Source organism: Pantoea sp. SJZ147 (assembly GCF_007828605.1).
Classification (GTDB): Bacteria; Pseudomonadota; Gammaproteobacteria; order Enterobacterales; family Enterobacteriaceae; genus Pantoea; species Pantoea allii.
On the sequence record NZ_VIVB01000006.1, the window covers coordinates 156,012 to 179,832 of the forward strand.

18 protein-coding genes are annotated in these 23,821 nt (G+C 52.0%); 2 read left to right on the forward strand and 16 right to left on the reverse strand.

Features of this window, described 5'->3' with window-relative positions; translation table 11 throughout:
- Nucleotides 1-40: 40 nt before the first annotated feature.
- The 13 genes from galF to wbaP form a co-directional block, all read right to left on the reverse strand.
- Entirely contained in the window at nucleotides 41-937 is an 897-nt protein-coding gene (galF, locus tag FBY13_RS10860) for a UTP--glucose-1-phosphate uridylyltransferase GalF (RefSeq protein WP_063880165.1), read from the reverse strand.
- Nucleotides 938-1,204: 267 nt separating this feature from the next.
- On the reverse strand, nucleotides 1,205-2,545 hold the full coding sequence (locus FBY13_RS10865) for a lipopolysaccharide biosynthesis protein (RefSeq protein WP_063880166.1): 1,341 nt from the start codon (nucleotides 2,543-2,545) through the stop codon (nucleotides 1,205-1,207).
- Complete coding sequence (locus FBY13_RS10870; RefSeq protein ID WP_145394134.1) at nucleotides 2,542-3,765, reverse strand: glycosyltransferase; 1,224 nt, start codon at nucleotides 3,763-3,765, stop codon at nucleotides 2,542-2,544. Before FBY13_RS10870 ends, FBY13_RS10865 begins: the two co-directional genes overlap by 4 nt.
- A 4-nt stretch (nucleotides 3,766-3,769) precedes the next feature.
- Nucleotides 3,770-5,032: a colanic acid biosynthesis pyruvyl transferase WcaK gene (gene wcaK / locus FBY13_RS10875; protein ID WP_145394135.1), complete on the reverse strand. Its 1,263-nt coding sequence runs from the start codon at nucleotides 5,030-5,032 to the stop codon at nucleotides 3,770-3,772.
- A 144-nt stretch (nucleotides 5,033-5,176) separates the two neighbouring features.
- On the reverse strand, nucleotides 5,177-7,390 hold the full coding sequence (locus tag FBY13_RS10880; RefSeq protein ID WP_145394136.1) for a phage tailspike protein: 2,214 nt from the start codon (nucleotides 7,388-7,390) through the stop codon (nucleotides 5,177-5,179).
- Nucleotides 7,391-7,477: 87 nt separating this feature from the next.
- A complete protein-coding gene (locus tag FBY13_RS10885; protein ID WP_145394137.1) occupies nucleotides 7,478-8,512 on the reverse strand; it encodes a glycosyltransferase in 1,035 nt (344 codons plus the stop codon).
- Nucleotides 8,513-8,557: 45 nt separating this feature from the next.
- Nucleotides 8,558-9,310 (reverse strand): glycosyltransferase family 2 protein, encoded by a 753-nt coding sequence (locus tag FBY13_RS10890; RefSeq protein ID WP_063880171.1) that lies wholly within the window; start codon nucleotides 9,308-9,310, stop codon nucleotides 8,558-8,560.
- A gap of 81 nt (nucleotides 9,311-9,391) precedes the next feature.
- Nucleotides 9,392-10,309, reverse strand: coding sequence for a glycosyltransferase family 2 protein (locus FBY13_RS10895; RefSeq protein WP_145394138.1), 918 nt, complete (start codon nucleotides 10,307-10,309; stop codon nucleotides 9,392-9,394).
- 129 nt (nucleotides 10,310-10,438) lie between these two features.
- Complete coding sequence (locus FBY13_RS10900; RefSeq protein ID WP_063880172.1) at nucleotides 10,439-11,575, reverse strand: EpsG family protein; 1,137 nt, start codon at nucleotides 11,573-11,575, stop codon at nucleotides 10,439-10,441.
- 255 nt (nucleotides 11,576-11,830) lie between these two features.
- Complete coding sequence (gene wzc, locus FBY13_RS10905) at nucleotides 11,831-14,008, reverse strand: tyrosine-protein kinase Wzc (RefSeq protein WP_145394139.1); 2,178 nt, start codon at nucleotides 14,006-14,008, stop codon at nucleotides 11,831-11,833.
- Nucleotides 14,009-14,020: 12 nt separating this feature from the next.
- On the reverse strand, nucleotides 14,021-14,455 hold the full coding sequence (locus FBY13_RS10910) for a protein tyrosine phosphatase (protein ID WP_063880174.1): 435 nt from the start codon (nucleotides 14,453-14,455) through the stop codon (nucleotides 14,021-14,023).
- A 9-nt stretch (nucleotides 14,456-14,464) separates the two neighbouring features.
- Nucleotides 14,465-15,610, reverse strand: coding sequence for a polysaccharide export protein (locus FBY13_RS10915; RefSeq protein ID WP_145394140.1), 1,146 nt, complete (start codon nucleotides 15,608-15,610; stop codon nucleotides 14,465-14,467).
- Between the two features lie 278 nt (nucleotides 15,611-15,888).
- Entirely contained in the window at nucleotides 15,889-17,322 is a 1,434-nt protein-coding gene (gene wbaP, locus FBY13_RS10920; protein WP_063880176.1) for an undecaprenyl-phosphate galactose phosphotransferase WbaP, read from the reverse strand.
- 777 nt (nucleotides 17,323-18,099) lie between these two features.
- Between wbaP and FBY13_RS10925 the strand changes: the two genes are divergently transcribed.
- Nucleotides 18,100-19,665, forward strand: a complete 1,566-nt coding sequence (locus FBY13_RS10925) for a TerC family protein (RefSeq protein WP_145394141.1) — start codon at nucleotides 18,100-18,102, stop codon at nucleotides 19,663-19,665.
- 10 nt (nucleotides 19,666-19,675) lie between these two features.
- Here the strand turns inward: FBY13_RS10925 and asmA are convergent, their stop codons facing one another.
- The 3 genes from asmA to udk all read right to left on the reverse strand — a co-directional run bounded on the left by asmA (nucleotide 19,676) and on the right by udk (nucleotide 22,812).
- A complete protein-coding gene (asmA, locus tag FBY13_RS10930; RefSeq protein ID WP_145394142.1) occupies nucleotides 19,676-21,490 on the reverse strand; it encodes an outer membrane assembly protein AsmA in 1,815 nt (604 codons plus the stop codon).
- Between the two features lie 14 nt (nucleotides 21,491-21,504).
- A complete protein-coding gene (gene dcd / locus FBY13_RS10935) occupies nucleotides 21,505-22,086 on the reverse strand; it encodes a dCTP deaminase (RefSeq protein WP_063880179.1) in 582 nt (193 codons plus the stop codon).
- 84 nt (nucleotides 22,087-22,170) lie between these two features.
- Nucleotides 22,171-22,812 (reverse strand): uridine kinase, encoded by a 642-nt coding sequence (udk, locus tag FBY13_RS10940; protein WP_063880180.1) that lies wholly within the window; start codon nucleotides 22,810-22,812, stop codon nucleotides 22,171-22,173.
- A gap of 279 nt (nucleotides 22,813-23,091) precedes the next feature.
- Between udk and FBY13_RS10945 the strand changes: the two genes are divergently transcribed.
- Nucleotides 23,092-23,706, forward strand: a complete 615-nt coding sequence (locus FBY13_RS10945; RefSeq protein WP_063880181.1) for a phosphatase PAP2 family protein — start codon at nucleotides 23,092-23,094, stop codon at nucleotides 23,704-23,706.
- Nucleotides 23,707-23,821 lie beyond the last annotated feature (115 nt).

Sequence of the window (23,821 nt, forward strand, 5' to 3'; positions counted from 1 at the left end):
CTCCCTTTCTGCCGCGTCAGCCGCAGCGAATAATATGTGATTACTTCGCCAGAATTTTCTTGATGGCTTCGCGGAACTCGCGACCTTGCGCATTGCTACGCAAACCATAAGAAACAAATGCCTGCATGTAACCCATTTTACGTCCGCAGTCGAAACTGTGTCCTGTCATCAGTGACACATCCACCGTTTTCTTCTTACTCAGGCTGGCAATGGCATCCGTCAGCTGAATACGGCCCCATGCACCCGGTTCGGTACGTTCCAGTTCAGCCCAGATATCCGCAGAAAGCACGTAACGGCCTACCGCTGCCAGATCCGAGTTTAACTCATCCGGATGCTCTGGTTTCTCAACGTAGTTGGTAATGGTGCTAACATCGCCTGGGTTTTCCAGCGGCTGCTCCGTAGTGATAACGGAATACTCAGACAGATCGTAGTCGGTAAGGTGTTTTGCCAGGACCTGGCTGTTACCTGTCTCTTCAAAACGTGCAACCATTGCCGCGAGATTATAGCGTAAATGGTCAGCGGTGGAATCGTCTAACAGCACATCCGGCAGGACAACAACAAAAGGATTGTCGCCAATCATAGGACGTGCGCAGAGGACGGAATGGCCCAGGCCCAATGGCTGCGCCTGGCGCACGTTCATGATGGTCACGCCTGGTGGGCAAATTGACTGGACTTCACTCAGCAGTTGGCGCTTAACGCGTGCTTCGAGCAGAGCTTCAAGCTCATAGGTGGTGTCAAAGTGATTTTCTACCGCATTTTTTGACGCATGGGTGACCAGCACAATCTCTTTGATACCTGCCGCAACACACTCATCAATGATGTATTGAATCATTGGCTTGTCCACTACAGGCAGCATCTCTTTCGGAATGGCTTTAGTCGCCGGAAGCATATGCATACCGAGACCCGCAACCGGGATTACTGCTTTAAGCTTGGTCATAGTTATTCCATCTAATGAAGTGAAGACATACGTCAATTATGCCGGATGGACCGGAAAAGGAAGTATAATCTTTATCTGAAAAGGCAACACTAACTCGCTGTGAAATCTTACAAATTCGGTTTTTTACGATGCCTGAACACCGAAATATGCGGAGTGAACACAATTAATTAAGGCGAGCCTGAGACGTGTTATCAGAATTTACTCAGGTGTTTTTAATACCAGCCGTAAAAAGAAACGGGCGACCTGAGGTCGCCCGTAGTTATTGGCTTACAGCCACTGTTCAAACCATTCTGGCATCACGAAAAGATCGAAGTGATTAACCAGCAGCATGAGTCCCACAAACAGTACCGACACAGATACCCACTGTCGGGCGTAAGGGATAAAGCGGATACCTATCACCGGCTTGATGAAGAATGGATGCGCCAGGGCGGAAATCAGCACCTGTGAGATCGACAACGTCAGCGCGACATAGAGCACGTTTGGCCAGATGAAGGTGGTGGCAAGCACGGCCATGACCACCAGGCTGGCAACGATGTTCCAGTAGAACTCCACGTTAGTGCGGCCATTCGCCTGGGAAATCGCCCCGGTCAGTCCACCCATTGGACGCAACATACCAAACAGCAGCATCAGCGGGATCAGGTGATAAACCTGTTCATGAGATGCACCATAGAGCACGCGTACAATGACCGGAGACAGAATACCGATAGCAAGGTACATGGCGCTGCTGAAGAGCATTATCATCAATGTGCCTTTCAGGAACAGCTTCTTTAACTGCTCCGGGTCCTGCTGCTTCTCGGCAAAACGCGGCAGTGCCAGGCGGTTGATGACCGGCGACACCAACTTCAGCGGCTGCAGCACCAGCTCTTTTGCCAGTGAATAGATGCCGAGCATCTCGGCCCCCATCACTTTACCGACCACCAGCGCATCGGCCTGGGTGCGGAGCTGATTAATGGTCTGTGAACCCAGCTGATAGATGCCGTAACGTATCGCACTCAAGAAGGTTTGCTTGTCGAATTCCCATGTAGGACGCCAGGACTTCTCACCCAGCGCAATCATGCACAGAATGCGGGTGAAGGCGTTGATGAACAGGCCAAGGATCGCCGCAGCCACCGTCAGCGAGGTAAACTCCAGCATCGCCACGACGCACAGAAACGCAAACAGCTTGGTGCCCATTTCAATCTTCGCCAGTGACACCATGCGTTTGGTTTTAATGTAGTGCGCCTGATATTGCGAAAGATGCCCCAGTACCAGAAAGTTAAGGCTGGTCAGCATAATCAGCCCCACCAGTTCCGGCAGATGATAGAACCAGGAAACAGGCCAGGCAATCAACAGCATAACAAGGCCGGTACACAAGCTGAGCGAGACGTTCACCCAGTAGATGGTGCTCTGTTCGCGCCGGGTAATGTTCTGGCGATGGACCAGATAACTGCTCATGCCCATGTCCTGCAGCACGCCTGCTACCGCCAGAATCGCGTTGATGATCGCCAACAGCCCCAGTTCATGGGTTTCGAGTTTCCGGGCGAGAATACTCAGTTGGGCGACCTGTAATACGGCTGAAAAACAGGTGCTGCCAAACAACCACATCGCCTGTGACTTTATTCCACTCAAACCATTTGCTCCAGAATCTGTGCCAGCTCGCGATACGCGATGTGCTGATTAAACTCGGTTTCAACTTTTTGTCTGGCGGCCGAGACAACCGGCGCAACGTCCACTTCGCCTTGAGATAACTTCAGCAGCGTGTCGGCCAGCGCTTCGGCATCATCTTCCTTCACCAACCAGCCCGAAACGTTATGTTCGATTAACTCTGGAATCCCGCTGTGGAAGGTGGAAACCACCGGCAGCCCCACCGCCATCGCTTCCATCAGAGCAACCGGAATCCCTTCCATATCGCCATCTGCAGCTGTTTTCGAAGGCAACAGAAAGATATCGGCTTCATTGAGTGCCTTGCGGATCTCTTCCTGAGGTTTAAAGCCCGGCATGGTGACGCAGTCGTCCATCTTTTCGTGCGCGATGAAGTCGCGCATCATCTGATCCTGGTCGCCATTACCGATGATGGTGTACTGGAACTGCCCGCCGCGCTGTTTGAGAATGGCGCTGGCTTTAACGGCCACGTCCAACCCTTTCTTTTCGGTCAGGCGAGCGACGGACACAATGCGCAACGGCTTGTGAAAGGCATCACGTGGCTGGAAATTGAATTTTTCCGGTTCAATGCCCATGCGGGTAACGTGGATCTTCTCTGGCGGACAACCCATTGCAATCAGCTTGTTTTGCCACAGATGGCTGATAGGCAGCATCAGTTCGCTCTGCTGGAACAGATTGCGGTAATCCTGCTTGTGCTCGTCCAGGATGTGACGACGGGAGATATCCGCTCCGTGAAACACCGTTGCCTGTTTACCTTTCAGGATACCCAGTTCACGCAGCTTGTTTGCCAGCGCACCGGCGTAGCCGAAATGCACCAGAAAGACATCGGCGACGTAGGTCTGGCGCGCGTTGGCGACAATCGCAGGCAGCAGCAGTTTGCTGGACTGTGCGCCATAGCGGCGCACGTTCAGCGAACGGAGTAACGAGACTTTGGTGATTTTCGGCAGAACCAGTTTCAGGCGTTGACCCAGCTTATCGGCCAGGGAAATTTTCTCTTCTGGCAGCAGATAATGCGTTTTTGCCGCCAGGCCATATTCGTCAAACGCGCCGTGCCGGTTCACTAAGTCCCCCGGAAACACCGAGATAATCTCGACGTCGTAACCGGCATCAATAAAGTGAGTGACCTGGTTGAGAACAAAGGTTTCTGAGGCAACCGGGAAACGCATAGTGAAAAAAGTCAGTTTCATCACATTATCCTATTACGTTTAGAATCTCTTCCGTGATTCTGTTACCGACTTCCCTTTCGCGCGCCACGGCGATGTCGACGTTTTGCTTGATGGTGTCGTAGTCGGCCAGGATAGCCTGAACCTTATCAATCAGCGAACCGTCCATCAGGCTCTGCACATCGGTCGCCATTTGCGGCAGACCTAACTGATTCATGACGCCCATGGATTTGTGTTCATAGTTGATAGCGACCGCAGGTGTGCCAAAGTTCATTGAGATGATGGCTGAGTGCAGACGGGTTCCAATGGTCAAATGACACTCGCTGAGGAGCACTCCCAGCTCGAGGTCGTTAAACTCATCCATGACAACGTGATAATGCTCAGGCTGCTGGACATGGTCGCGTAAAGTCAGCGCCACCATACGGTCATCTTTTGCATAGCTGTCGATGCCCGTGCAGGTTGATAACGCCACGACCTGGTAACCGCTGGCGATCATCGCATTGATCACCCGACCGAATGCGGCTTCATACTCTTGCTGCGTCACGCCGAGACGCTTATCAAACGGGGCCAGTTCGCGGACCGTAATCGCAATGGTTTTACGGGTACGGATGACGCTTTGCCAGTGCTGCAGGCTGTGGCTGGGATTGTCAACGTGGCGGGCGCGAACCAGGAATGCGGTATCCACGCCGGGCACCACTTTCGAGCTGGTCACGCCGTCGCGCTTCATCAGGGCCAGGCTGACAGACTCACGCAAAATAAGTTGATCAACCCGGTCAAAGACAAAATTGGCCAGTTGATTAGTGCGGGCGTTCTGGAAGGGGCCGACTGAGTGACCGATGAGATAAAGCGGTTTTTTCGCCAGTAGTGCGCAGAGCGCATGGTCAAACTGGGTGACACCGTAGAGATCGACGAAAAACGATCCGCCAACCTGAATCACCGCATCGTACTGCGCCAGACTTTCCGTAAAAGCTTTTAGGTGCGGCGGAACGGAAAAGGATTTATACGGCCCGCCTTTGCCCAGGTGCGCCATCATGATATTCGGCATCAGTCGGTTAGCGACTTTGCGTTTCACGGAGCCAATCAGGCCTTTACCCGAGGAGTTATTGTGCAGGAAGAGCTTATCCTGCTGAATATGTTGCTGAAGCAGATAACCGGAGCTGGTTGGATAACGGCTTATAACATCAATATCTACATCGTTGCGCGCGGCCTGAATTGAATCAATCAGTCCACGTAGAATCGCGCCATCCCCACGATTCCCACAGGTATGGTTACCCACCAATAAAATCTTCATAAAAACTCCGAATAATTTTTTCTAATTCTACCAACCGCCCAGTTCCGAAACGGGCAAAATGAATACGATTAAAAACAGCAAGTTATTTCAGTTCACCAACGTCCCAGATGCTGTTGGTGTTGGCTGCCATCAGGCAGCCCTCTCTCATGACGATTTGATAGCAAAATACGGTAAAGCGACCTGCTTACCGTTAATAACGACAGACACGAATCCTTCAGGTTTGCTGGTATCCACCTTGTCCTCAGACAACGCGCGGGAGGCCAGCAATAAATCCCCCTGCTCATTCGCGCCCACGCCCGCTTTGCCATTGTGCAGGCTGAAACGCTGTGGGGCAGCATGACTGCTGCTGTCCGGCGTGGCCTTCGCCATTTTGGCATCGACCCGCGCACAACGGCCGGTCACAAAACGATCTTTCGCTGTGCTCTTGATCATCACGGCGGCAGATGGCGTCCACCCGGCGAGTTTGACGAAAACCTGGGTGTCGGTATCGGTTTTGGCGACGTAACGCACATCCAGCACCGGGCTACTGCCTTCCGCTGACCAGCTGGCTTCGGCATGGTCTTTCTTACGCTGAATATGAACCACCGCCCGGCCGCCGGTGTTTTTGCCACTGATCAGGTTCATCAGCGGTTCACCATCCGTGCCGTTATTGAACTGCGACTGACCAAAGAGTTCGATTTCCCACGAATCACCGACGGTCGGGGAATAAAGATTAGCTAGTTCGAACCACACGGCCTGATTGCTGTTGTTTTCCAGCAACCAGCGCGAGGTGAGGTAGTTGTATTTCAGGCTGCCATCAATGGCGACGCCATAGGATTCAACGCGGGTTGATCCCATCTCCCAGGCGCTTAACCACCGGTCGCCCTGCTCTGAATTATCAATCCAGCTACCGGATTGCAGGTTGGTCTGACGTGTATTCAGGCGGGAATGCCAGGCAATTAGCGGATTTTTACAATCCTCAAGGCTGAGGGCGTCAATAATCCACTGACCGTTTGAGATATCACCCGGATTGTCGCAGTGCTCTATCCAGCCGTTATGAATCAGCGACTGGCTGCAGCGCGGCAGATTGAGGACTTTGCCGCCCTTACAGTGCTGAGCGTTAAAGTTAGACAGCTCGATGGCCGTGCTGTGATCCCAGTTGCCCTTCTTCTGACCGGACCAGCCCGCCTGGATCACATCACCGGTACAGGCCGAGGCGTACCACTGGTCAATCTTACAGTCCAGTGTATCCAGCAGGCTGAGCGCGGTGCCGCCGACCTGGTTGAAGCGCAGGCACGCGCCACGGAAAAACTGGCCGCCCGGACAGGTATTACGGAACAGGCCCTGTTTATTGGGACTGGAATCCGTATTGCCATTGAAAATCAGGTTAGAGATTTCCACCCAGCGGGCGCTGACTTCGAACACAAACGGGGATTTACCATCTGAAACGATGGTGGTCGCCGGGAAATAGCCGAAGTTAACCATCGCCCCGGAGATACGGAAGAAGCGGCGCTGTTCTTCGCCGAAATCACAGCCGGACACAAAGAAGGTACCGGCAGGGAACTGCACACAGATGGGCTGATCGCTCTGTTGCGACCACTGGTACATGGCTTTAATCGCGGGCGCACTGTCGGTTTTGCCGTCAGCGATAGCGCCAAAATCAAACAGCGACAGGCGGTTGAAGTCATCGACCACGCGACGCCAGTGAAATCCGTCGCCGCTGAAAATCACCCCCTGATCGTCCTGCGCCGGCTGAAAGCTGCCGACGAACTCACCGCCGCCCACTTCAAGCCCGGCGTGCCAGCTTTTCAGCTTGATTTTTGCCCCTTCAAACAGCGGTCGCGTCTTGCGCAGATCGTCTACCGAGGGGATCTCGCCAATCAGCTGGTAACCCGCAGGCTGCGCCAGACGCTGGCTGAAGGCCGCCTGGCCCGGCTGGCTGACATCAGGAATGTTAAACACCATCTGCCCGTTGCTGTCTTCCAGCGCCATCGAGTGCGAGGGGTTGGCTATCAGCGCCGCATTATCTTTAACGAACTGGTCAAAATTGCCTTTGTTCAGGGTAATCGGCTGGCTGATTTGTGCCAGATTACCTTTTGCATCGCGCAGGAATACCGGTATCTGGTTACCCGGTTTGCTGGCATCACTGCCGGATTGACCAATCCACAGTTTTCCCTGAAAGTTTTGCCAAAACTGCGGCGGCATCGCATAGACGTTTTCAGGTGTCAGAATGGGTACATCGCCTTTGGGAATCGCGGTGGCATCAACCGACTTTAGCGCCAGGCCATTGTTTTTAGCGGCGTAACTGGAAAAGGTGCTCACGGAGAGCGCTCCTACAAGGGCGGAGGCTGCGGTTTGCAAGACTTCTCTTCTTTTCATGCAATAAATCCCGTCGTCATGAAGGCTATAAACTCAGCCATAAAAGGTGTCCCATGAGGCACATCAAAAGTGAGCTTCTCCAGCCCGTTACACCAGTGCCAGCCAGCTTTGTTTAATTTGCTTGCCGTCAAATTTCAGCGCGGTTTGTTGGGTTTTTTTGCTCATGGCGTAGAACAGCGCATCATCGCTGGCCAGCTGTTCCATCCGCGCCAGGAATTCGCTTTTCTTGTTCATTGGCACCAGGAAACCGTCTTCACCGTGGTTAATGATCTCCTGCGGGCCGGTTGGACAGTCATAGGCGACGACCGGCAGTGACCAGGATTTTGCTTCCAGCAGCACCAGCGGCAAACCTTCGTAGCGCGAGGTCATCAGCGCCATATCACTGTCGCGATAGTAATCATTGATATTGGTGACTTTACCGACAAAATTCACGCTGGAAGTGATGCCCAGTACCGCCGCCTGATCGTGCAACTGCTGACGTAATTCGCCGTCGCCGGCAATGACCAGCGTCCAGTCAGGATGGGCTCTCGTAAAGTCGCGCCAGATATCCAGTAACAGGTCAAATCCCTTTTGATTGTCCAGACGGCCCACGGCCAGCGCCTGACGATGGCGCGTGGTGCGATGCCAGGATTTGTACACTACCGGGTTAGGAATGGCCTGACTGGGAATGTGCCAGCGCTGAAACACCTGGTGATCTTTATCCGTCAGCACGATGACGCGATCGTAGTAGCGCAGTAGCAGGAACTTGAGGAATTTAATGGGTTTACTGAAGGAGTTAATGGCGATGTGCTCGCAGGCATAGGCTTTGAAACGCTTCTTTTTCAGCGCCATCAGGTTCCAGAAGGCAAACATCACGCTCAGGCGACCCATGCTGATTAAAAATACGGTGTCGAAGCCTTCCTGCTGGATACGGGCAACGGCACGCTTGATGGGATTGCTTTCCCCTTCAAAGCTGACGATCTGCCTGACCTTCTCAAAAGGGTAAAAGGGTTCACCGTGCCCCTCTAGCGAGTAGATGGTGACGTCGTGCTCATCGCCGAGACATTCCGACATAAAATTACAGATATTTTCGGTGCCCGCATACGAGTAAGCGTCTTTGATCACCAGGACAATTTTTTTCATGAAACGTTATCCACCTCAAATTTATACACAATCCTGCCGATCGGCTTAGCGGTGTTTCAGGCTAAACAGCACACCATTCACCATATACCAGGCGTAATAGTAATAGATTTTTAACGGATTGTTTTTATAGATAATTCTTAATAGTTCGAGGTGCCATTTGGCGGCTTTATTTTTATTGCGCGACAGGGAATCACCCAGTTCGTAATAATTCACCAGAATGCTCTGAATTATGCGGGCCTGTTTATAACGGTTAAACAGTTCGTAGAGGAAAAGGAAGTCTTCATGGCCTTTACGTTCAAACAAAATGCCACCCGGCGGACGGCGAAAACAGACGGATGAGAAGCACACCCGATACTGTTTTTTCACGAAGTTGTCCTGTTGCAGGTAAGGCTTTGCGTAGCGGATATCGTGGTCGGCTTTGCGCGTTTTGTAGTGATATTCCGTAATGACCAGATTATCGCCATCGGCAATAGCCTGCATCTGCTGACGCAGCTTATCGCTGTGCCATTCGTCATCGCTGTCAAGAAAGGCGATGATCTCTTCTGTAGCGGCACGCAGTCCGACATTGCGGGTTTCTGCGGCGCCCATGTTGACCGCGTTATCGAGAAGGGTAATACGCGGGTCCTGACACTGTTCTCTCACCCACTCGAGTGAATCATCGGTGGATTTATCGTTGATCAGATACAGGTGCCAGTCCTGATAGGTTTGATTGATAACGGACTGCACGGCGCGTAATACCGTCTGGCGAGCATTATACATAGGCATAACAATGCCAACGGTACCAGAGTGATTATTCATTTTCATACCTGAATAAATAAAATAGACGGAGCCACCAGGAGCCTGTCCGGCAGCGTTAAAACGTCACGACATTAAATGGAATCAGGAGAGCGCCTTTTCGCCGCCTAAACGCGCTTTTAACTTGTCTTTCACGCGGTTCAGGAAGTAAGTGCGGTTGTCTTTATTGGTCAGCAAGAAGTAGCGTGCAAAACTGACGCTCGCCATCAGCGAGTTGCCGTCCATTTTGTAGCGCAGGGGCAGCTTGAACGCTTTGTAGGTGTGAATATCACGTGCGGTAAGGTGCGGTTTCATCGTCTCCAGCCAAAACAGGGAGTACTTGACCGATTCACCTTTGTGTTTAGATCCAAACTTCGTGACCAGATGATAGTTAGCCAGCGGGAAAGCGATCATTTCAAACCGATAGCCCATGCGATCGGCACGGATGCAGAAATCATAATCCTGGTGGCGTATAAACCGCGCGTCGAACTGAATTTTAGCGGCATCTTCACGCTTCAGCACAATGGTGCTGGTTTGAATAAAGCCATAACAGCCAAACAGGTATTCCGCCACGGTTTCATTTTCGGCGGGCGGCTGCATGGGCATGACTTTCAGGAACTCACCGTCCTGATAGATATTCACCTGACTGAAAATAATGGTGTTCTGTTTGCCTTGTGCCTCAAGCTCAGCAATTTTCTCGCTGACCTGCTGCAGCTTGTCCGCATGCCACTCATCGTCGGCATCCAGAAAACTGACGTAGTCACCCGTTGCCAGCTCGATGCCTTTATTACGAGCCCCGGCACCGTTGAGTTTCACCTCAGATAACACCAGATTGATGTCCAGATCCTGATAGCGCTCACTGCGCACCACATCGGCCAGCGCGGCAGCATCCGCGGATTTGTCATCCACGATGATGACCTCGAAATGACGATACGTTTGTGCTTTAACGCAATCCAGCGTCGTGACAATCGATTCTGACGCGTTATAAGCCGGAATTACGATGGAGAAACGAATGTCCTTCATTGCCAGCACCTCATAAAAGTATTCAAAAATAAACAATTCAATCGACAAACGTCGAAGAAAAACCTGTGATATTTCAGGCGACCGCCGCGCTGAGTGAAGCCGTTCACGCGGCGCGGATCGCCGGGTCCGTTACCGAATCAGCCAAAACTCCTGGGCCACTTCATACCCAACAACCGCTTGCTTGGTTGAAATGGTGTTGTAGTAGAGGTAATAGAGCAGGAAGAAAAACAGCATGCCAAACAGCGCCGGCTTCCATACTCGCCTGGCTTGATAGATCAGTGAGGTCAGGATGATGGGCTCAACCTGTTGCAGATAGTTAGAAAGACGCGAACCTGACGGGAAGTTGTACAGGAAGATACGGATCGCCCCGCCGATAGCAAAGCTTAAAATCAGCAGGTAGTTCAGGCGATACTGCGCATAGTTTTCGCGTTTCAGCTCATTGCTCAGCATGAAATAGAAGAAGATAAACACCAGCATGATGTTCTTCAGGTTCGACACTGACAGGATGCTGCCATCCATTGCATAGGAGGGATCATTGTTATAACCCGATGCCCTTTCCCCTAGAGATCCAAGATGACCGGCAATCAGGGCAATAAAGCTTGATCCCCCCACCACCGAGAGCGGCAGGCTGAAACCGATGATAATCACCGGCCACCAGCGCCAGTCACGAATAAACAGGAATGGCACCAGCGTCACCACCATCACGGCGGTGTTGTGGCTCATAAATGACAGAATAAAAAAGGCAAAGGCCCACCAGTAGCGCTTGAGGTATATCGTCCACAGTACGCCAAGGAACAGGGCGGAACTTAAGCCAAAACGTATCTGGTTAATGTCTTTATTGATAAAGATGTGCGCCGAATACAGCGCCAGCGCCAGCACCGGGTAAGGTGACATCTTTTTGAAAAAATAAGCGTTTATCGATACCGCGATGGCGCAGAAGACAAACAGGAACACGCTGGCATTGTGCGAAACTAAGCTGGTTACCCACGCCATCGCAAAAATCAGCGGTTCGTAGCGGAAAAACGCAACGGTCTCGAAAAAGCCGTTGATCTGGATGCGCCGGATAAAATCTTCGAAGAAACTGCGGTACTGGTAGTCATCCATGCCGGTGCCAAGCCCGCGAATACCACCAAACACGATCAGAATAATGGCCGCAAAGCACAGCAGCCAGGTCAGAATATAATTTGTGCGTTCGTCTTTTTTCACCAGGATTTCAAACAGCGAAATCAGCAGCAAAAACCCTGATATATACCAATATGGAGCCATGGTGTGATTCCTTAAATCCACAAGTTCTCATGCCAACAGCGGCCTGTGCTGATTACCTTCCGGGTTGATATCTCAGCGGGTCTGCGCCGACATCGCGACAGACAAAAGCGTGTTGATGATGAATTCTGATGATTGACGTTAGATCGTCGCTTATTGTGCGTTGTATCCAGAATCACCTGTGCAAATCGTTATGTGTCGTCATCCTGAGCCTGCGATCAAAAGGGGCGGTCAAACCCGCCCCTTTTCTTTCAGCTCTTAGCTTTTCGTCGGTTTACCGTACTCGTAGTCGTAGTAGTCATAGCCATAACCGTACGAGTTAGCCGCTTTTCGTACCACAGCGTTAAGGATAATCCCTTTAATTTCGATACCGTTCTGGGCAAAGCGTTTGAAGCTGACATCCACTTCTTTCGTGGTGTTGGTTTCAAAGCGCGCCACCATCAGCGAGGTACCGGCCAGCTTACCGATAATGGAGGCATCCGTTACGGCCAGAATCGGTGGCGTATCAATCAGGACTATGTCGTAATTTTTACTTGCCCACTCCAGCAGTTCACCCATGCGGCGGTGCATCAACAGCTCCGACGGATTCGGTGGAACCTGACCGCGCGGCAGGAAGTCAAAACCGTATGGTCCTTGCTGAATCATCGCTGGCGTAAATTCAGTTTTGCCTGACAGCACGTTAGAGAGACCGGATTTATTTTCCGCGCCCAACAGTTCGTGGGTGTAACCACGGCGCATATCACCATCGATAAACAACACCTTCTGCCCTGCTTTCGCAACCAGAGTGGCGAGGTTGACGCAGATAAAGGTTTTACCAATACCCGGGCTGGCACCGGTAATCATCAGAATGTTGTTTTTCGCTTCCATCATCGCGAAGTGCAGGCTGGTACGCAGGCTACGAATCGCTTCGATGGACAGATCGGTTGGGTTACCCAGCGCTAACAACGTCTCATGCGGATCGGTTTTCACCTTGTGACCGCGACGTGCCAGTGCTTCGGTATCTTTCTTACGTTGCCACTCGGAAAGCGGGACGCTGGCATAAACGTTCATGCCCAGCTCTTCCAACTGCTCTGGGTTCTCGATACCGTGATGCAGCAGCGCCTTCAGCAGTACCACGCCCACGGACACCATCAGACCCAGAATCAGGCTGGCGGCAATAATCAGCAGCTTTTTCGGCGCAACCGGTGAATTGGCGGTCGCGGCCTGATCGATAATACGGACATCACCCACGGTACTGGCTTTACTGATGCTCAGCTCTTGCTGACGATTCAGCAACTGCATGTAGATTTCCTGTCCTGACTGCACATCGCGGGTCAGACGCAGAATTTCCTGCTGGGTTTTAGGCATCTGCGCAATTTTCTTGTTCAGCTGCGTCTGCTCGTCTTCCAGCGTTTTACGCTTTTCCAACAGCGCCCGGTAGGTTGGGTGATCCTTGGTGAACAACTGTGAAACTTCAGCTTCACGGAAGGTCAGCTCGTTAAGCTGGCTCTGAACACTGACGGAAGAATCCAGTGCCGATTTTGCTTCGAGCGACAGGTCAACGGACTCATTCTCGCGACGGTAGGTGTTAAGTTTGTCTTCGGCCTGATCCAGTTTGCCGCGAACTTCCGGCAGTTGCTGTTTCAGGAACTCCAGGCTTTTCTCGGCCTGTTCGGATTTACGCTGCACGTTCTGTAACAGGTAGTTATTGACAATCTGGTTCAGAACTTTGCTGATCTGCTCCTGATCTTCACCCACATACTGCAGTCCCAGTACGCCGGTATCTTTCCCTTTGTCCGCAACGGTCAGGTTAGACAGGATGCTGTTAATTGCCTGCAGCTCGTTGAGCTTGGTGACGGTAAACGTGGTGCCAGGCTCCGCATTGATATCGCTGACCAGCATGCTCACGTCGCCGTGTTTTTCAAACTGCCCCACTTTACCTTTGAACAGCTCATCGCCATCAGCCGAAACGGTATAGCTGTCTTTACCCGTAACCTCCAGTTCAACACTGCGTTTTTCAATAGTGCGCGGGATTTCAAGACGGGATACCGCGACCTGTCCGGGCTTGTTGCCCATCAGACGCGACAAGCCTTTACCGATGACCGGAAAGTAGTTCTGCGAAACCATCGCATCCAGGCCGAGGTCCTGAACGGTTTTCCCCAGCACCATACGTGATTCAAGGATCTGGATTTCGGTATCAGAGGCCGGCGTGGTGGGCATGATTGACTGCAGTTCATTCAGGACGGTGCTGCTATTCTTCTGCTCAACCTGAACCATGGCGTCGGCGCTGTAAATGGGCGTCGCAAACAGCGTGTAAAGCGTTGCCACCAGCATGAAAAAAGCGGTAACAGCGACGATGACCCAGCGGTGATCAATAAGCTGTCCCACAAGATGCGCCAAATCCCACCCATTCGATTCCTCGCGTGGCGCGGTCATGACTTTGTTTTTTATATTCATGGATAATCCCAACTATCGGCTTAGTACGCTGACCCATTTCTGAGTGGCGTGTTCCAGTAACCCGTAAACCTCTTCAAAGGCCTCACGGCTTTTTCTGTACGGATCCGCTATTTCCTTCTGATTGAGCCAGTGCCCAAGCAGCATCGTTTTGCCGCGTGCAGCCGGATCGATGCGGTTAACCTGTTCAATATGGCGTTTTTCCATCACCAGAATCAGGTCATACTCCCGGCACAGGCTGGCCGTTAACTGCTGGGCCTCATGACCGTCCAGGGATAACCCTTTTTCGGCCGCCACCTCAGTCGCGGTTTTATCCGCCGCATGACCGACCAGCGCGCCGAGTCCGGCAGATGCCACAGGAAGGTGCGGCAGCGCACGTTTGAACAGGCGCTCTCCTGTGGGAGAGCGGCAGATGTTGCCTACGCAGACGACTAACACGGACTTAATCATGGCTAAACCTTAGTTCGACCAGTTGCGGATGCGCTGTGCGGCCTGAGTCGCATCGTTAACACCGGCGATGGTTGGTATCAACTGCGATATCACACGGTTCCAACGCGTCAGCGGCGTCGAGGTTACGTAGACGATATCGTAAGGTTCAAGTTGGAATTCGGTACCCATGACCATGGACGCCGCATCTTTGGTGTTTAACTGATAGATGTTGGCAATTTTGCTGCGATCAGTGCCGCGAGTCGGTCGGATAACAAACACACCGGTCGCGTCAGAGGTGGTTTGATCCATGCCCGCCGCGTTACCCAGTGCTTCCGCCAGCGTCATGCCGCTGCGATCCATTTTCAGGGTTGCCTGCTGTTTCACTTCACCCATCACAAAGACTTTCAGATCGTCATTGCGCGGCACATACAGAATGTCACCCGGATAAAGCAGATGGTTTTGGCTCAGATCGCCGTTCTGCATCAATGCCTGCAGCGAGACGCGCTGCTCACGACCGTTGTGAGTCAGAATGACATTACGCCAGTCTGCATCCGCCGCTAAGCCACCTGCGGCGTTAATCGCATCCAGGACAGTGAGCGGGACGTTGGTAATAGGCTGCTGGCCTGAAGTGGTCACGGCGCCGGTCACGTAGGTTTTCTGTGACTTGAACGAGGCGATGCTGACATCGACCTGAGGGCTTTCGATGTACTGCGCCAGACGACGCGCGACTTCATCACGCACCTCACCAACGGTACGACCAGCTACACGGACTCTGCCAATGTAAGGATAGAAAATCGTGCCATCTGAATGTACCCAGTTACCTGTGTCGCTGGCGCTGCGGTACTGACCTGCGGGGGTGGTGAGCTCAGGGTGATCCCACACGGTGATGGTGAGCACGTCACCAATGCCGATGCGGTATTCGTAGTTCTGAATCTCGGTCTGGAGTGATGGATTAGCCTGTGCCACCAGGGGCTTGGGACGCATTCTCTCCACCAGCGTTGGTGTTAACGGGTAAACGTTAACGTATTTGTCGATGTCAAAATTGTTGTCCTGCTGCTCAATGACATCTTTTCCCGAAGTGGACAAATTTTGCCCCGGCACGACGGTACAGCCGGCCATAAACGTGGCAGATACCAGAACAGGTATCATTTTCATTTTCATTTTCATTGTAATCATTTAGATCTTCGCTATCAGTTAATGTTTGATAGAGGCGAATACGCCGCTGTGTAAGCGCTCGAAAAATGTAAACTATCCTGAATCAGGCCCTGAACATGTCGTTCATTATTCTTAGCTCCTGTCTTTTACCAATAACGCGCTTTACCCGGGACGGATTAAAGCAAAGCAGAACATTTCTGTTTATCAATGCCGTACCGCTTTTTTTTAGAAAAACCTGCCAGCCGGGCACCTGAAAAAGGCTGCTATCAGAGCATGGCTGACAGAGTTTTTTTCTGCGGCTAGTAAGCACCATCACGTTTAAGTACGACACCAACGGTTTTGAACAAAATCGCAATGTCGTTCCACAGAGACCAGTTTTTTACATACCATGAGTCGAAATAGACTCGCGTTTCATAATCTACATCGTTGCGCCCACTGACCTGCCACAAGCCTGTCATGCCCGGTTTAGCCATCAGGTAGTAATCGACATCGCCAGCATAGCGAGCCAGTTCATCTTCAATCACCGGACGCGGTCCGACCAGGCTCATATCGCCACGCACGACGTTCCACAACTGCGGCAGTTCATCAAGGCTGGTTTTACGAATAAAGTGCCCGACTTTAGTAATACGTGGATCGTTCTTGAGTTTGAAATCTTTGTCCCATTCAGCGCGGGCAATCGGGTCCGTGCGTAAAACTTCCTCCAGCACTTCCTTCGAGTTAATCACCATCGAACGGAACTTCAGGCATTTGAACTTACGACCGTTTAAACCTACGCGCTCGTGACCATAAATCGGCGGCCCACCATCGCGTCCAACCAGGAAGCCCAGCACCAGCAGAGCCGGTAGCAGCATCAGGATGATCGACAGTGCACCGAAAATATCGAAGGTGCGTTTCAGGAAACGTGAGGTACGTTTTGCCAGGTTATTCTGAACACGCAGAATCATGACTTCATGGCTGAAGATGTAGGCCATGTCGGTGCCGTAAAGCGGCACACCGCGCAGCGTCGGGATCACTGACACAGAACGGCAGTTATGCATGGCCAGGGATTTCAGCCACATGTCGCGGTGCTGACTTTGCTCGAACTCAACCGCAACAATAAACTGCGTTTCACTGTTCGTCAGATTCCACAGCGCTTGCTCATCGCGCAGCACCGGGATACCTGAAATCAACTCCTGCGGGCAGGAACCGTCCACGTCATAGAAGGCAATCACGTCGAAGCCCATGACTTCTTCGCTCTGCAGCGCCTGCCAGGCTTCCTGTGCGTTTTTATTGCTACCGATGATAATGGTCTGCTTTTTCCACAAGCCGTATTTATTCAGCAGGCGTTTAGACAGCGAACGGCAGACCGGAATGATCACCAGCGTAATAAGCCAGGTCAGCAACCAGACAAAACGTGACATCTGCCATTGAGACAAGGCCGTGATCGACAGTTCAATGACGGAAAAAATGAGAATGGTACGAAAAATTTCTTTTAATTCGAACCAAAAAGGTTTGCGATAGGTGTAATGACGCAGCCTGACCCAGAACCAGAACACGCAAATTACAGACAGGCAGATGTGTGTAGCAACTTTTAAATTTAATTCCCGATCAGACATATCCGACAACAGTGAAGGAGATGTCATATTAATTAGCATCATCGCGATAAATAATGCCGCGTTGAAACATATTAAATCAGAACAAGCCAATAATAATTTGGTGATAAGACTTTTAAACGTAAATTCGTTATCGCGCATATTTAACTCTTTATTTTATTTCCTTAACCCACCACACCAGACTCTTAAGCGACCAGCATTGTCCCTTAAGCCCGAGCGTTTCTGAGGGGAGCTCCTGCGGCATTTACGCCATTGTCATTGACTATGAAACCAATAATACCGTACTCAATACCAACAGATTACTCTGACTTTATCAGCAACATGCTGATTAAATATCAAACCGAAGCGGCAACTCAGACACGCTACCGCCCTTGGCTGTCGCTGCCAATACCGCCCTGATTGCCACTGTTTTTCGCTGCACCGCGTGCGATTGCGCACAAAACATCCTTGTGCAGAATGCGTTGACATTCCGCTACATACCATGACGGATTATCGCGCAAATTACAGATTCAGGCGCAGGCGTTGACTAACTCGTTGCTATACTAGTTATTACTGGCATGTTTACAAGTAGACCCCGCCATCCCTGGACTATTTTAGGAAAAAGACTACCAGTAATAAGTATTGAACCCGCCCATTTTCGGCTTTGAGGTGGAAAAAAATCAGATTTATTCCATGTTGGCACCAGGAATAATCGCATAAGAAATTCCTCTGAATGAGAAATGCGGTGACATTAATCTGCAACCTTTTTCCGCTACTGTCGTCCCCGCATTAATCAATCTGCTGAAGAATTATCCTGTAATTAATGTATGCGGTATTCAATTAAATCGTAAAGAACCTGTAAGGTCGCTATTTGTCCCCTGGCCCTCTCTCCACTATCATCAGATAAAGCTTATTTTTAGACATTCAGGTGAATAAAGCATGTTGGAGGTAATGGCCGACCCCGCGTTATGGGCAGGTTTAGTCACGCTAATCGTTCTTGAACTGGTACTGGGCATCGATAACCTGGTATTTATCGCCATTCTGGTCGAAAAGCTTCCCGCCGCGTCGCGCGATCGGGCCCGGGTTATTGGCCTGCTGATGGCGTTGGTCTGCCGGCTGCTGCTGCTGGCGTCCCTTTCCTGGCTGGTAACACTGACCCAGCCATTGATGACTCTGGATAATCACGCCTTTAGCGCCCGTGACCTGTTACTGCTGTTCGGTGGACTGTTTTTATTGTTTAAAGCGACAACAGAACTGAACGAAAGACTAGAAGGTAGCGATGACGACAACGCTCAACAAAAAGGCGGCGCTAAATTCTGGCCAGTAGTGGCACAAATTGTGGTGCTGGACGCGATATTTTCGCTGGATGCGGTGATCACGGCTGTCGGTATGGTAAACGATTTGCCCGTGATGATGGTCGCGGTCACCGTCGCCATTTTATTGATGTTGCTGGCCAGTAAGCCCCTTACCCGCTTCGTCAACAGTCACCCGTCCATCGTTATCCTGTGCCTGAGTTTTTTGCTGATGATTGGCTTTAGCCTGGTGGCGGAAGGATTTGGCTTTGCCATTCCTAAAGGCTATCTCTATGCCGCCATTGGTTTCTCGGTGCTCATTGAAGCCCTGAACCAGCTTGCGCAGTTTAACCGTCGCAAGGTGCTGTCTGCCGGTCGTCCGTTACGGCAGCGTACCGCCGAAGCGGTTTTACGCCTGTTACGCGGCGAAGCCGAACGGGCAGAACTGGATGCAAAAACGTCGTCGATGCTTGCCGATGGCGATTCAGTCGCGCTGTTCAATCGTCAGGAGCGCGTGATGATCGCCAGAGTCATGGGGCTTGGACAGCGTCACGTAAACAGCATTATGACGACGCGCCACGATGTTCAGCATATTGACTTAAGTGACGATCCGGCCGTCATTATGGCGAATCTCGACAGTAATCAGCATACGCGTATCGTTATCACGGATAACGGCAACGAACCGCTCGGTATTGTGCATGTTAACGATTTGCTGCATCAGTCACTGCACCACCATTCACTCGATTTACGCAGCCTGATCCGCCAGCCGCTGGTGTTTCATGAACGCATCACCCTGTTACAGGCGCTGGAGCTGTTTCGTCAGGGGCACACGCACTTTGCTTTTGTCGTTGATGAGTTTGGTTCTGTGGAAGGCGTTGTCACCTTGAGCGATTTGATGGAAACCATCGCCGGGAGTCTGCCCAATGAGGCAGGTGAGACCGATGCGCGCTATGACATTCAGCCTAACGGTGCTGGCGGCTGGATTGCCAATGGCCAAATGCCGTTAGAAGACCTGGCAATGTATGTCACCTTGCCGCTGGACGACAAACGTAATTATCACACGCTTGCCGGGCTGGTGATGGATCGACTGCAGACGATCCCGCACGAAGGCGAAGAGATCGCACTCGGCGATTACCGGTTACGCACCCTGCAGGTTGAACACCACCGGATTCAGAAGGTAGAAATCCTGCCAAACCCCGACGCGCCGCACTGAAGCCGCACCTTTATGGGCGCGGCGAATCCTGGCGGCTGTCTTTGGTCTGCTGACGATCGAGCCACTGATTCAGACGTGTTTTAGCCTCGTTTTGCAACTTATCACGGAGCACGTCGTCAACCGGCAGCGTATATTGTGGATTATCCCAGCTGCCGTAGATACGAAATGGGATCGCCTGGCTGGAGAGCGCTGCAACCAGTTTTTCGTCACCCTGCCAGCCACTCAGCGTCAGGCCCAGCGTCACGTCTAACTGTTGCTGCACCATATTGACACTGCCCTCACCCCGTAATGCCAGTTGCTTACTGGTACCGTTAAGATGGCTAAAGGTGAGTTGCCCTTTTTTCAGCGCAAGCTGGCCGCTAATGTCGTCGATGCCCTGCCCGGATGCCTGATCGTCACTACTGATACGGTCGCTGACGCGTGCGACGGCGCGACGCACCATCTGCTGCAAGTCAATTTGTGCCAGCTTGAGGTGGCTCACACGGATATCCGCTTTGCCCTGCCAGCTGCGTTTCGCATCCTCAAGGGTAAGATTATCACCCGCCAAATCGCCATTAAGATCCACCGTTCCCTGTAACGACTGCGGCAAGGCAAGCGCCTTTAACAAGGGCTGGATATCAACCTGGTTCAGCACCGGCTTAAAGGTGACATGGGTAACGGGCTGACGAATATCAATGCTGCCGGGAACAGAGAAACTGCCCTGTCCTACTGAGCCAGACAGCGTGCGCAGTGTCATCAAGCCCTGTTGGTTAACCGCATCCACAGCGAGTTTGGTGAGGCTAAGACCTCGCCACACCGCCTTATCCGCCTGCAGTTTGACGTCCAGATCGATATCGTTGAGCGGCGAGTCCGCATTCGTGGGTTCGCGCTGATCGGCAATCACCGGCGCAGGGGCAATCTGGCTGCTTTGCCCACTCACCTGCTGGGTCAGTGATGAGATAAACAGCAGGTTGTCCATATCGAGTGAAGTGGCATGAAGGTCCAGCGCCAGTTGTTGCGGTGGCGTGAGGTTGCCTTGCGCATTGCCGCTGAGAACGCTGTCGTTGGCGTTAAGCTTCAGGTCGGTGACGGCAAAGGTATTCCTGTCGGCATTCCAGCGACCCTGAAAGCTCAGCGTACCTTTAATGCCCTGCGGCGGCAGGCTGGCACCAGACAGATCGTAATCAAGCTGATCGAGCTGACCGCTTAGCTGATGAGGATACTGTGATTTGTCCAGTCGACCTTTCAGATTGACTAGCGCTGTGCGCTGGTTGCGCGTCAGGCTGGTATTCAGCGTGATCGTGGCCACGCTGGACTGATCCTGCTCCATATCCAGATTCAGATTGCGGAAGGTGAACGCATCACCGCCAGGCTGTTGCCAGATAAACAGGCTGTCCGAGAGTTGAAGCTTGTCAATATCGAATGACCACTGGGCAGAAGAGGTCGGCTCGGTATTGTGCGGGCCGCGCGGCGCATCCTGCGGGGCCTGTGCGGCACTGTCAGGCGTCACCCGCACCACGGCATTTTTCAGCATCACCTGGCTGACGCTCAACTGATGCGACAATAAAGGCAGGAGGTTTACATCCAGGCGCATGTTGTCTGCAGAAACGACGGGCTGCGACGCACCGGGCGCCGTCAGACTCATACGACCGGCAAGAATGCTGAGTTTTGGCCAGACATGCCAGCGCAAATCGCCGTTGATGGTAAGTTGATAACCGCTGCGCTGTTCGACCTGTTGTACCATGTAGCTACGAAAGTCGTTGGGATTGACCAGCAAAACCAGCGCGGTCAAGCCTGCTACGACCACCACCAGTAAGATGGCCAGCGTGGTTATCACTCTTCTCATCACATCCTCATGAATTAGTCTTTATCGATACGACTGGCATCAGCACCCTGCTGGCCTCGATATTTCGCGTTCTCACGGCGATTATAAGGGCGCGCGGCTGGCCCGGAAAGCGGCTCAAAGCTTAGGGCACCAATCAGCATTCCGGGGCGCAGCGCCAGGGGCAGTTTGCCCGAATTATAGAACTCCAGCACGATACGGCCCTGCCAGCCTGGATCGATACGGTGCGCGGTCACATGGACCATCAAACCCAGGCGCGCCAGCGAGGAGCGTCCGTCCAGCCAGCCTACGAGGTCGTCAGGAATGGTGACGGATTCCAGCGTTACCGCCAGAGCCAGCTCTCCTGGATGCAGGAAGAACGCCTCGCCTTCGGGGAGAACGATCTCATCGCTCATCACGCGATCGAGCGCGGCACTCACTTCGTCCTTCGGGCCGCTCAGGTCGATAAAAGCAGCAGTATGTCCACTGAAAGTACGGAACTGATTGCCTAAACGGACGTCAACCGTTGCACCATTGATACGTTCTACGGGTGGCCGCGGCGTAATCGCCAGTTTTCCGCTATCAAGCCAGGCTTCAATATCGCGGTCGCATAATCTCATTGCGGTAACTCCATGAAGTAAGTGTAGCGAACAGGGCGCATCTGTGCTGTTAACCTGTTCGCGCCACGTCCTTTGAGACGTAAACTACTCGAAGAACTGGTTAATCTTCGCCTTGAGGATATCAATGGCGATACGGTTTTTACCCCCGCGCGGCACAATAATATCTGCATATTGTTTGGAGGGTTCAATGAACTGCAGAAACATAGGGCGAACCGTTTTCTGATACTGGCTCATCACGGAGTCCATTGAACGACCACGTTCATTCACATCACGCTTCATACGACGCATCAGACAAATGTCGAGCGGCGTATCCACAAAGATGGAGAAATTCAGTTCCTGACGCAGGCGCGCATCGGTCAACAGTAAAATGCCTTCAAGGATGATGACTTTTTTAGGCTTAATTTGCAGCGTTTCTTTCGTACGGGTGTGCTCGACATAGCTGTACACGGGTAACTCAATGTCCTGTCCTGCTTTTACCGCACGCAAATGCTGTAATAACAAATCATGATCCATCGCGCTGGGATGGTCATAATTGGTTTTAACCCTCTCTTCCATGGTGAGGTGACTTTGATCTTTGTAATACGCATCTTCAGGAATAACGCCGATATGTTCATCGCCCACCTGGTCGCGGATTTCACGATAGAGAGTACTGGCGATTAAACTTTTACCGGATGCGGATGCACCTGCAATGCCAACGATCACGCACTGATGAGACTTGTCAGTCATACTTTTAAAAACCTGATACTGGAGCCAGAAACTGTGCGCAAACTGCGCACCCAGTTAATGGGGCTGAACGGAGAGGGTGAGTTGGCGCTAAGTATAGGGATTTCGGCCTTTTGATGCCAGAGAAATGGCATTCTCCCTTTTCAGACTTTCCCCTTTTAACCTAACGGATTTCACCGATAAACTAGCAGCACAAAACAGAATGACGACGCACAGCACCTGTCGGGCCTGATGTGGCTGATGAATAAGGGCGTTTTGCCCGAAGAAGAATAAAGGAAGACTATGCTCTGGAAGACCCTCACCTATTTTGGTGACAGTATGTTGTTGATTCCCACGGCGGTGATTATTGCACTGATTTTGCCGTGGAAAAGCGATAACCGCCGCACCGTATGGTACTGGATCATGGCGTTTGGTTTAGCCGGGTTGGTTGTCAGCGTGTCCAAAATACTGTTTCTTGGTTTTGGTATCGGTAGCGCCCGCTTTAACTTCACCGGGTTTAGCGGTCACAGCGCCATGTCCGCTACCTTGTGGCCAGTGATGCTTTGGTTAATATCAGGGCGCTGGTCAAGCCGGTGGCGCGTCTTTGCTATTGGTGTGGGCTATGTCATTCCATTGATGGTAGGTCTGTCACGACTGGTCATTCATGCCCATTCCATTAGTGAGGTACTGACCGGGCTGTTGCTGGGCTTTACGCTCAGTACCGCGTTTTTACTGTCGCAACGGCAAACGGCGCTGAAGGGCTTTAGCTGGCCACAAATTGCCGCGGCGCTCCTGGTCCCGGTACTGCTGCTGGGGCACGGTCGGATAGCCACGACACAACAGTTTCTGGAGCAGTTTTCTGCCCGTCTGGCTGGCATGGAAAAACCTTATACAAGGGCCGATCTTTTCCGCGACTGATAAACTGAATGGCGCGTGCTGGCGCGTGCCATTCAATCCAACGAATACCGCAATTTAATGATTTCCCCCCTGTTTTTTCTACCAAATGTGCTAGCATTCTTCCAATAACAATGGC

What these genes read in the sequence shown, in the direction of transcription:
- galF (WP_063880165.1), bottom strand. Translation starts at nt 937, where the DNA reads ATGACCAAGCTTAAAGCAGTAATCCCGGTTGCGGGTCTCGGTATGCAT.
- FBY13_RS10870 (WP_145394134.1), bottom strand. Translation starts at nt 3,765, where the DNA reads ATGAAACTGACTTTTTTCACTATGCGTTTCCCGGTTGCCTCAGAAACC.
- wcaK (WP_145394135.1), bottom strand. Translation starts at nt 5,032, where the DNA reads ATGAAGATTTTATTGGTGGGTAACCATACCTGTGGGAATCGTGGGGAT.
- FBY13_RS10880 (WP_145394136.1), bottom strand. Translation starts at nt 7,390, where the DNA reads ATGAAAAGAAGAGAAGTCTTGCAAACCGCAGCCTCCGCCCTTGTAGGA.
- FBY13_RS10885 (WP_145394137.1), bottom strand. Translation starts at nt 8,512, where the DNA reads ATGAAAAAAATTGTCCTGGTGATCAAAGACGCTTACTCGTATGCGGGC.
- FBY13_RS10890 (WP_063880171.1), bottom strand. Translation starts at nt 9,310, where the DNA reads ATGAATAATCACTCTGGTACCGTTGGCATTGTTATGCCTATGTATAAT.
- FBY13_RS10895 (WP_145394138.1), bottom strand. Translation starts at nt 10,309, where the DNA reads ATGAAGGACATTCGTTTCTCCATCGTAATTCCGGCTTATAACGCGTCA.
- FBY13_RS10900 (WP_063880172.1), bottom strand. Translation starts at nt 11,575, where the DNA reads ATGGCTCCATATTGGTATATATCAGGGTTTTTGCTGCTGATTTCGCTG.
- wzc (WP_145394139.1), bottom strand. Translation starts at nt 14,008, where the DNA reads ATGAATATAAAAAACAAAGTCATGACCGCGCCACGCGAGGAATCGAAT.
- FBY13_RS10910 (WP_063880174.1), bottom strand. Translation starts at nt 14,455, where the DNA reads ATGATTAAGTCCGTGTTAGTCGTCTGCGTAGGCAACATCTGCCGCTCT.
- FBY13_RS10915 (WP_145394140.1), bottom strand. Translation starts at nt 15,610, where the DNA reads ATGATTACAATGAAAATGAAAATGAAAATGATACCTGTTCTGGTATCT.
- wbaP (WP_063880176.1), bottom strand. Translation starts at nt 17,322, where the DNA reads ATGCGCGATAACGAATTTACGTTTAAAAGTCTTATCACCAAATTATTA.
- FBY13_RS10925 (WP_145394141.1), top strand. Translation starts at nt 18,100, where the DNA reads ATGTTGGAGGTAATGGCCGACCCCGCGTTATGGGCAGGTTTAGTCACG.
- asmA (WP_145394142.1), bottom strand. Translation starts at nt 21,490, where the DNA reads ATGAGAAGAGTGATAACCACGCTGGCCATCTTACTGGTGGTGGTCGTA.
- dcd (WP_063880179.1), bottom strand. Translation starts at nt 22,086, where the DNA reads ATGAGATTATGCGACCGCGATATTGAAGCCTGGCTTGATAGCGGAAAA.
- udk (WP_063880180.1), bottom strand. Translation starts at nt 22,812, where the DNA reads ATGACTGACAAGTCTCATCAGTGCGTGATCGTTGGCATTGCAGGTGCA.
- FBY13_RS10945 (WP_063880181.1), top strand. Translation starts at nt 23,092, where the DNA reads ATGCTCTGGAAGACCCTCACCTATTTTGGTGACAGTATGTTGTTGATT.